Below are 9343 nucleotides of genomic sequence, written 5' to 3'. Positions count from 1 at the left end.
GAAAGAAGCTGAAGGTCGCCCTTGGTGCGGTGAACGCAGTGAAGGTCGCCTTTGGTGCGGTGAACGCACCTAAGGCGACCTTCAGCGGTTGTAGAGGTCAGACCACTGTGAGGCGGTTTTCGAACGTCTCGACCAGCTTGCGCCAGGCGCCCTGCTCGGCGTCGAACGGCGCGCTCGGCTCGAGGCGCGTCGGGTCCGGGCGCAGGACGAACGAGACCAGCCAGCCGAGGCTTTCGTTGGCGGCCAGCGCGGACTCGACGCTGTCGTCCTCGGCCCAGTCGGCGGCGTCGGTGATCAGCTCGACGGCCAGCTCCAGCTGCGTCGGGTCGATCGACTCGGGACCGGCGGCGATGTCGTCGTCGAGGCCGCTGAGCACGTAGGTGTTCTCGGCGTCGACCTCGATCTCGAGCTCGCCCGCGGTGGCCTTCGTCAGGACCTCTTCCCAGGTGGACACCTCGGAGAGGTCCGTGTCGACGAGCTCCTTGCCGTCCGCGATCGCTTTGAGGAGCGCCTTCTCGGAGTTGAAGACGTCGATCTCGCCTTCGCTGCCGAGGAAGACGGCCTTGTCGTCGAGGTAGCAGCGCAGCGTGTAGTACTCGGCGCCGGCGGTGATGATCTTGATCGGGTCGATGCCGACCTCGCCCCAGAAACCGACCGGGACGTCTTCTTCCTCTTCTTCGTCGTCGTCTTCGTCCCCGGCCGTGCCGAGGGCTTCGGCCTGCGCCACCTCGGCCGCCGCGGACTCCTCGTGGAACGCCGCGAGCTCTTCGGCGGTCTGCTCCAGCAGGCCAGCGTCGACGTCGGGAACGGTCACCAGGCCGTCGATCGCGTCCAGCACGATGTCCCACTTCTCGGACACCGCCTTGGACAGGTCGTTCCAGAGCGCTTCGCCCTCGCGACCAGTGAACGGCAGGCGCCCCTGCTCAAGCAGCGAGAAGCCCTCGCACGCGTCGAGGACCTCGTGGACGTCGTCCAGCTCGCAGACGTCGGCCAGCGAGCGCACGATGCCGACGATCTCGGCCAGCTCGGCGATCGTCCAGGAGTCCGGCTCCTCGGCGACCAGCTCGGGCACCCCGACCAGGTCGTAAGAGTGATCGTCGTCCGGGATCAGCTCGGGCACGTTCAGCGCCGGGACCGAGTCCCACGCCGGGTGATCGAGCAGGTCGTGCTGCTCCGACGTGCGCACGAACGCGGCTAGGTGCGCCGCGTCCGGGAAGGCGTACAGGTCGTCCTCATCGCCGAGGAACGCTTCCCACTCCTCGCCGTCTTCCCGCCAGCGCGGGGCCCACAGGGTGACCACGTCGCCCTGCGGCAGCCCGAGTTCGATCGGGATGATGTCCTGTGCCATTCCTTGCCCTCCGGAATTACCGCCCGTGTGCACGCCCGCCCGAAGGTGCCTTCAGCCGGTGCGCGGTACGCGAAGCCTACGGGTTTCCGCTGAGTGATGCGATCGCCCCTCACGAACTCCAGACCAAGGTCTCTTCGGCCTGGTCCGAGCCTCGTAGGAACCGGCTCCGCCGCTTTGCGGGAGAGGGGATGGAAGGATGGTCCTCCTGATGACTCTCACAGACCTTCTGCCTGCGGTTCCTGACGCCGATTCCCTCTTCGAAGCCTTCTCCAGCTGGACGGCCGAGCAGGGGCTCGAGCTGTACCCGGCGCAGGAAGAGGCCGTGATCGAGGTCGTCTCCGGGGCCAACGTGATCCTCTCGACGCCGACCGGCTCCGGCAAGAGCCTGGTCGCCGTCGGCGCCCACTTCACCGCGCTCGCCCACGGCAAGCGGAGCTACTACACCGCGCCGATCAAGGCGCTGGTCTCGGAAAAATTCTTCCAGCTCGTGGAGATCTTCGGGCCGGAGAACGTCGGCATGACCACCGGGGACTCCAGCGTCAACGGGGACGCGCCGATCATCTGCTGCACGGCGGAAATCCTGGCGAACATCGCGTTGCGGTTCGGTGCCGAGGCCGACGTCGGCCAGGTCGTCGCCGACGAGTTCCACTTCTACTCCGAGCCCGACCGCGGCTGGGCCTGGCAGGTGCCGATCCTGGAGCTGCCGAACGCCCAGTTCGTGCTGATGTCGGCCACCCTGGGCGACGTGTCCTTCTTCGAGAAGGACCTCACCCGGCGCACCGGGCGGCCGACGGCCGTGGTGACCTCGGCGCAGCGGCCGGTCCCGCTGACCTTCAGCTACGTGCTGACCCCGCTGCACGAGACGATGTCCGAGCTGCTGAACGGCGGCCAGGCGCCGGTCTACGTCGTGCACTTCTCGCAGGCCGCCGCGATCGAGCGCGCGCAGGCGCTGATGAGCATCAACGTCACCTCGAAGGCCGAGAAGGAGGCGATCGCCGAGGTGATCGGCGAGTTCCGGTTCTCCGCGGGCTTCGGCAAGTCGCTCTCGCGCCTGGTGCGCCACGGCATCGGCGTGCACCACGCGGGCATGCTGCCGAAGTACCGGCGGCTCGTCGAGCAGCTCGCGCAGGCGGGGCTGCTCAAGGTGATCTGCGGGACGGACACGCTCGGCGTCGGCATCAACGTGCCCATCCGGACGGTCGTGTTCTCGGCGCTGACGAAGTACGACGGGATCCGCCAGCGCCACCTCAAGGCGCGCGAGTTCCACCAGATCGCGGGCCGGGCCGGGCGCGCGGGCTACGACACCGACGGCTACGTCGTCGTCGAGGCGCCCGATCACGTGATCGAGAACGCCAAGGCCCTCGAAAAGGCGGGCGACGACCCGAAGAAGAAGCGGAAGATCACCCGGAAGAAGGCGCCCGACGGGTTCGTCAACTGGACCGACAGCACGTTCGAGCGCCTTGTCGCGGCCGAGCCCGAGCCGCTGACGTCGAGTTTCCGGGTCAGCCACTCGATGCTGCTCAACGTGATCTCCCGGCCGGGCAACGCCTTCGACTCCATGCGGCACCTGCTGGAAGACAACCACGAGGACCGCGCGTCGCAGCGCAAGCTGATCCTGCGGGCCATCGCGATCTACCGCGCGCTGCTCGCCGCGGGCATCGTCGAGCGGCTGCCGGAGCCCGACGAGCAGGGCCGGATCGTCCGCCTGACCGTGGACCTGCAGTTCGACTTCGCTTTGAACCAGCCGCTTTCGCCGTTCGCGCTGGCCGCGATCGAGCTGCTCGACGTCGAGTCCCCGAGCTATCCGCTCGACATGGTGTCCATTGTGGAATCCACTGTGGAGAATCCGCGGCCGGTGCTTTCGCAGCAGCAGTTCAAGGCGCGCGGCGAGGCCGTGCAGTCGATGAAGGCCGACGGCATCGAGTACGACGAGCGGATGGCACTGCTGGACAACGTCACCTACCCGAAGCCGCTCGACGAGCTGCTGCAGGCGGCGTTCTCCAGCTACCGCCAGGGACATCCGTGGGTCGACGACTACGAGCTCTCCCCGAAGTCCGTCGTGCGGGACATGTACGAGCGGGCGATGAACTTCGTGGAGTACGTGGGGTTCTACGCGCTTTCCCGCTCCGAGGGGATCGTGCTCCGCTACCTCGGCGACACCTACAACGCGCTGCGGCACACCGTGCCCGACGAGGCCAAGACCGAGGGGTTGCAGGACCTGATCGAGTGGCTGGGCGAGCTCGTCCGGCAGGTGGACTCCAGCCTGCTCGACGAGTGGGAAGCGCTGCGGAACCCCGGGGACGAAGAGGACCCGCACGCCCCGCCGAAGCTGCCGGAGGGGCCGCCGCCGGTCACCGCGAACGAGCGCGCTTTCCGTGTCCTGGTGCGCAACCAGCTGTTCCGCCGGGTCGAGCTGGCGTCGCGACGCGCCTACTACGCGCTGGCCGAGCTCGACGGCTCGGACGGCTGGGACGCCGACGCGTGGGAAGACGCGCTGGAGGGCTACTTCGAGGAGCACGACACGCTCGGCATCGGCCCGGACGCGCGCGGTCCGGCGTTGCTGATGATCGACCAGGAGCCCGGCGTCTGGCACGTCCGCCAGATCTTCGACGACCCGGCGGGTGACCACGACTGGGGGATCAGTGCCGACGTCGACCTCGCCGCCTCCGACGAGGCGGGCGCCGCGGTGATGACCATCGCGCGCGTCGACCAGCTCTAGCGGTGGCCTTCAGGGGCACTAGCGAGCTTTTGGTGGGCGCTTCTCGGCCAGCGCCAGCGCCAGCCGTGCCGCGCCGGAGTCGGTGATCAGGGTCGAGACCGTGCCGGAGCGCAGGACCGCGTCGATCGCCTCCGCCTTGGGCTCGGTGTACCCCAGTGCGATCACCTCGGGCACGCGCTGCAGCTCCTCCGCGCTGATCGCCAGCACGTGGTGGGCCAGCCCGGTGGACAGCGCGTTGCCGTCGGCGTCGAACAGCCTCGCCGTCACCTCGGCCTTCGCGCCGCGGTTCGCGATCGCCTCCCGCTCCGCCGGGGCCAGCGCGTCGTACACCGTGGACTCGCCGGGCAGCCAGGCGCCGATGCTCACGACCGCCTTCGTCAGGTTGCGGAACTGCCCGAAAGTCTCCGCGATTCCTGGTTGTTTGCGCAGAATGTCCATGGTCCGCCGGTCGGGGAGCACCAGCGGGCCGAAAATCGGGTAAGAGTCACCCCCGGAGATCGCGGTCACCCGGCTCACCGTCTCGACGGACCGGTCGCGCATGTCCATCCCGGCCTGCACGCCGCACAGCTGCACGACCGGGACCTTCGGCAGGGTGCGGACGGCCTCGGTCATCGCGTTGACCGACCGGGCCCAGGACAGGCCGATGACGTCGTCCTTCGTGACGATCTCGGCCAGCAGGTCGGCGGCCAGCACGCCGATCCGGCGGCGCATCTCCGTCCGGGTCTCCTTCGCCGACGCTCTTTCGAGCACCAAGGCCCGGCGGATGCCGTACGCCGAACGGAGCTCGTCCGACAGCGCCAGGTCGATCGGCGCAGGCAGGTCGAACTCGACGCGGACCAAGCCGTTCTCCCTGGCCAGATCCACCATCCGGGCCACCTTGAACCGGCTGACGCCGATCGCCTCCGCGATGTCCAGCTTCGACTGGCCGAGGACGTAGAAGCGGCGTGCGACCGAAGCCAGCATGACCGCTTCGTCGGGGCCGAGGGTGCGATGTGCGACGCTCATTTGAGCACTATAGCGCGAAATCTCCACGAAAGGTTGACGTAACACCAGGGAAAAGCTTTCAATATTCAGCCATATACTGTGGTGCATGAATCCACGCCGCTCAAACGAGCGACGAGAGAAGGTGAGGCGGTATGCGCGCCGCGATCGTTGACCAGCCCGGCTCGATCAGGGTTGGTGAAGTACCCGATCCGAAGCCACTGGAGCGTCAGGTCGTCATCGAGGTCGGCGCCTGCGGGATCTGCGGGACGGACCTCCACATCGCCGACGGCCACTTCCCCCCGACCCCGTACCCGATCGTTCCCGGGCACGAGTTCGCCGGGAAGATCGTCGAGCTCGGCGCGGACGTGCCGGGCGAATGGAAGGTCGGCGACCGCGTCGCCGTCGACCCTTCGCTCTACTGCGGCTACTGCACCCCCTGCCGCTCCGGCCACGGCAACCTCTGCGCGAACTGGGGCGCGACCGGTGACACGGTCAACGGCGCCTTCGCCGAGTACGTCGCCGTGCCCGCCGTCAACTGCCACCGGATGCCCGACTCGATGACCTGGGAGCAAGGCGCGCTGGTCGAGCCCGTCTCCTGCGCGGTGCACGGGGTCCGCCGGATCGGGGTCGAGGCGGGAGAGCGCTTCCTCGTCGTCGGCGCCGGCACGATGGGCCTGATCATGCAGCAGCTGCTGCAGCGGGCGGGCGCGCTCGTCACGGTCGTCGACCGCAACACCTCGCGGCTCGGCCGGGCCACCGAGCTCGGCGCCGTCGCCGTCGCGAGCGACGTCAAGGAGCTGGACGACGAGAAGTTCGATGCCGCCGCGGACTGCACCGGCGCGGCACCCGCCATCGAAGCGGCTTTCGACGCGCTTCGCCGCGGAGGCCGTCTGCTGGTCTTCGGGGTCGCCCCGGCCGAAGCCCGTGTCTCGCTTTCGCCGTTCCGCATCTACAACGACGAGATCACCGTCGTCGGCTCCATGGCGGTGCTGAACAGTTTCGGCACCGCGCTCGACCTCGTCGCGGGTGGCGCCGTCGACACCGCGTCGCTGCTCACCGACACCCTGCCGCTCGAGCAGTACCCCGACGCTCTCGCCCTGATGCGCAGCGGCGCCGGTCTCAAGGTCCAGGTCCTACCGGGAGGCAGCCGTGCGTAAACTTCCCTACCTGCTGCTCACCGTCGCGCTGCTGGTCTCGGGATGCGCCGGCGCCGGGGCCCTCGGCTCCGGCGGCCGCACGCTCGTCATCGCGATCGTGTCGAATCCGCAGATGAAAGACGCCATCTCGCTGTCCGGCGAGTTCGAGAAGGAAAACCCCGGCGTCAAGCTCAAGTTCGTCTCGCTGCCGGAAAACCAGGCGCGAGCGAAGATCACCGCCTCGACGGCCACCGAGGGTGGCGAGTTCGACGTGGTGATGATCAGCAACTACGAGGCGCCCCAATGGGCGGCCAACGGCTGGCTCGAGAACCTCGACCCCCACATCGCCGCCACCCCCGGCTACGACGAGGCCGACTTCATCCCGAGTATCAAGGAGTCCTTGTCCTACAAGAACTCCCTGTACGCGGTGCCGTTCTACGGCGAGTCGTCCTTCCTGGCCTACCGCAAGGACCTGTTCGAAAAGGCGGGCCTCGTGATGCCCGCGAAGCCGACCTGGACACAGATCGCGGACTTCGCCGCGAAATTGGACGACAAGGCCAAGGGCGTCGCCGGGATCTGCCTGCGCGGCAAGCCAGGCTGGGGCGAGAGCCTCGCGCCGTTCACCACGGTCGCCAACACCTTCGGCGCCCCGTGGTTCGACAAGGACTGGAACGCCCAGCTCGAAAGCCCGGCGTTCAAGGCCGCGGCCAACTTCTACGTCAACCTCGTGCGTGACCACGGCGAGGTCGGCTCGTCCAGCGCCGGGTTCTCCGAGTGCGGCACGCGCTACACCCAGGGCAACGCCGCGATGTGGTACGACGCCACCGTCATGGCCGGCACCAACGAGGACCCGGCCAGCAGCAAGATCGTCGGCAAGTCCGGCTACGCCCCGGCCCCGGTCGAGAAGACGCAGTCCAGCGGCTGGCTCTACACCTGGTCGCTGGCGATTCCCAAGGTGGCCAAGGACAAGGACACCGCGTGGAAGTTCATGGCGTGGATGACCGACAAGGCCTACCAGCAGAAGGTCGGCGAGACCTACGGCTGGAACCGGGTGCCGCCGGGCACCCGGCAGTCCACCTACGCCAACCCCGCCTACCGTGACGCGGCGAAGGCCTACGCGCAGCCGACGCTTGACGGGATCGCGGACGCGAACCAGCAGAAGGGCATGGTCGGACCGGTGCCGTATCCGGGGATCCAGTTCGTCGGCATCCCCGAGTTCCAGGACCTCGGCACGCGCGTGAGTCAGCGGCTCTCGGCGGCGATCGCCGGGCAGGAGTCGGTCGACGAAGCGCTGAAACAGTCCCAGGAATACGCCGCCACCGTCGGCAAGTCCTACCAGGAGGCGAAGTGATGTCCACGCTCTCCGTCCCCACCAAGCAAACCGCGGCGGCGCACTCCCGCCCGGCCACGGAAAAGAAGCAGACGAGCTCGGCGTTCAAGCGGCGGCTCCCGCTGCTGCCCGCGCTGATCTTCGTCCTCGCGGTCACGCAGCTGCCGTTCCTGCTGACGGTGTTCTACTCGTTCCAGTCCTACAACCTGGTCCGTCCCGGCTCGCAGCACTTCGTCGGGCTGGACAACTACATCGACGTCTTCACCGACACGACCTTCCTCGGCGCGCTGCTCAACACCGTGGTGCTGACCGTGGTCTGCGTGTTGTTCTCACTGCTGATCGGACTCGGCCTGGCGATCCTGCTGGACCGCAAATTCCTCGGCCGCGGGATTGTGCGGACACTGCTCATCACGCCGTTCCTGATCCTGCCCGCGGCGGGCGCGCTGCTGTGGAAGACGACGATGTTCGACCCGACGTACGGGTTGCTGCACTTCGTCTTCGGCACGGACGTCGACTGGCTGTCGAAGTTCCCGCTGGCTTCGGTGATGGCACAGGTCATCTGGCAGTGGACGCCGTTCATGACGCTGCTGATCCTGGCCGGGCTGCAGAGCCAGTCCAAGGAGGTCCTGGAGGCCGCGTCGGTCGACGGCGCGAGCCGCTGGCGGACCTTCGCGTCGATCACGCTGCCGCACCTGAGCCGGTTCCTGCAGCTGGCGACGCTGCTGGGCGCGATCTACATCGTGAACAGCTTCGACGCGATCTTCCTGATGACGCAGGGCGGGCCGGGCACGGCCAGCACCAACCTGCCGTACTACATCTACCAGCGCGCGTTCGAAGGTTTCGACATCGGCCAGTCGTCCGCGATGGGCGTCGTCACGGTGATACTGACGATGATCGTCGCGACCTTCGCCCTGCGCTTGATGTTCCGCACCTTCTCGGTGGACGGAGGCGTGAAATGACCACCCTCGCGACACGGCCGGAAACGACCGAAACCCCGCAACGCCGCAAGCGTAAGCGCGGAGTGGGTCCGGGCGCGCTCACCTTCGTCACCTGGGTCATCGCGATCCTGTTCGTCTTCCCGCTGCTGTGGATGATCCTCACGTCGTTCAAGCAGGAAGCCGACGCCTACACCGACCCGCCCTCGCTGTTCTTCACCCCGACGCTCGACCAGTTCAAGGGTGTCTTCGACAGCGGTTTCCTGCCCTACCTGGGAAACTCCGCCTTCGTGACGGTGATCTCGACGATCTTCGTGCTGCTTCTCGGCGTCCCGGCGGCGTACGCCCTCTCGCTGGCGCCGGTGAAGAAGACGAGCAACGCGCTCGGTTTCTTCCTGTCGACGAAGATGCTGCCGATCGTCGCCGCGATCATCCCGCTTTACGTGATCTCGCAGAAGGTCCAGCTGCTGGACAACGTGTGGATGCTGGTCATCCTCTACACCTCGATGAACCTGCCGCTGGCGATCTGGATGATGCGGTCGTTCTTCCTGGAAGTGCCCACGGAGATGATCGAGGCCGGGCGCATCGACGGCGCGAACCTGCCGACGCTGCTGCGTAAGGTGATCATGCCGGTGGTCGCGCCGGGCATCGCCGCGACCGCGCTGATTTGCGTCATCTTCTCCTGGACCGAGTTCTTCTACTCGGTCAACCTGACCGCCGCCCGCGCCGGGACGGTGCCGGTGTTCCTGGTCGGGTTCATCACCAGTGAGGGCCTGTACTGGGCCCAGCTCTCCGCGGCCGCGCTGCTCGCGTCGCTGCCGGTGATGATCGTCGGCTGGATCGCCCAGAACCACCTCGTGCGCGGCCTGTCCATGGGCGCCGTCAAGTAAG

At 67.6% G+C, this 9343-nt stretch carries 7 protein-coding genes; 5 read left to right on the top strand and 2 right to left on the bottom strand.

The window, feature by feature from the left end:
* Nucleotides 1-97: 97 nt before the first annotated feature.
* Nucleotides 98-1348, bottom strand: coding sequence for a primosomal protein (locus tag QMK34_RS29905; RefSeq protein ID WP_326417854.1), 1251 nt, complete (start codon nt 1346-1348; stop codon nt 98-100).
* A 208-nt stretch (nt 1349-1556) separates the two neighbouring features.
* Between QMK34_RS29905 and QMK34_RS29900 the strand changes: the two genes are divergently transcribed.
* Entirely contained in the window at nt 1557-4067 is a 2511-nt protein-coding gene (locus tag QMK34_RS29900) for a DEAD/DEAH box helicase (protein ID WP_326417853.1), read from the top strand.
* Between the two features lie 18 nt (nt 4068-4085).
* On the opposite strand, the gene QMK34_RS29895 is transcribed toward QMK34_RS29900, so the two are convergent.
* Nucleotides 4086-5072: a sugar-binding transcriptional regulator gene (locus QMK34_RS29895; protein ID WP_326417852.1), complete on the bottom strand. Its 987-nt coding sequence runs from the start codon at nt 5070-5072 to the stop codon at nt 4086-4088.
* 131 nt (nt 5073-5203) lie between these two features.
* On the opposite strand from QMK34_RS29895, the gene QMK34_RS29890 reads away from it, so the two are divergent.
* From QMK34_RS29890 to QMK34_RS29875, 4 genes are read left to right on the top strand one after another with little or no spacing between them, the layout of a single operon-like run.
* Nucleotides 5204-6208, top strand: coding sequence for a zinc-dependent alcohol dehydrogenase family protein (locus QMK34_RS29890; RefSeq protein ID WP_326417851.1), 1005 nt, complete (start codon nt 5204-5206; stop codon nt 6206-6208).
* Nucleotides 6201-7538, top strand: a complete 1338-nt coding sequence (locus QMK34_RS29885; RefSeq protein WP_326417850.1) for an ABC transporter substrate-binding protein — start codon at nt 6201-6203, stop codon at nt 7536-7538. Before QMK34_RS29890 ends, QMK34_RS29885 begins: the two co-directional genes overlap by 8 nt.
* Nucleotides 7538-8476: a carbohydrate ABC transporter permease gene (locus QMK34_RS29880; protein WP_326417849.1), complete on the top strand. Its 939-nt coding sequence runs from the start codon at nt 7538-7540 to the stop codon at nt 8474-8476. Before QMK34_RS29885 ends, QMK34_RS29880 begins: the two co-directional genes overlap by 1 nt.
* On the top strand, nt 8473-9342 hold the full coding sequence (locus QMK34_RS29875; protein WP_326417848.1) for a carbohydrate ABC transporter permease: 870 nt from the start codon (nt 8473-8475) through the stop codon (nt 9340-9342). The genes QMK34_RS29880 and QMK34_RS29875 overlap by 4 nt, the downstream gene beginning before the upstream one ends.
* Nucleotide 9343: the final 1 nt, after the last annotated feature.

The sequence above is a fragment of the Amycolatopsis sp. H20-H5 genome, assembly GCF_035828755.1.
Lineage (GTDB): Bacteria > Actinomycetota > Actinomycetes > Mycobacteriales > Pseudonocardiaceae > Amycolatopsis.
Note: the sequence above shows the minus strand (reverse complement) of the source record. Positions and strands in the feature narration are given on the sequence as shown.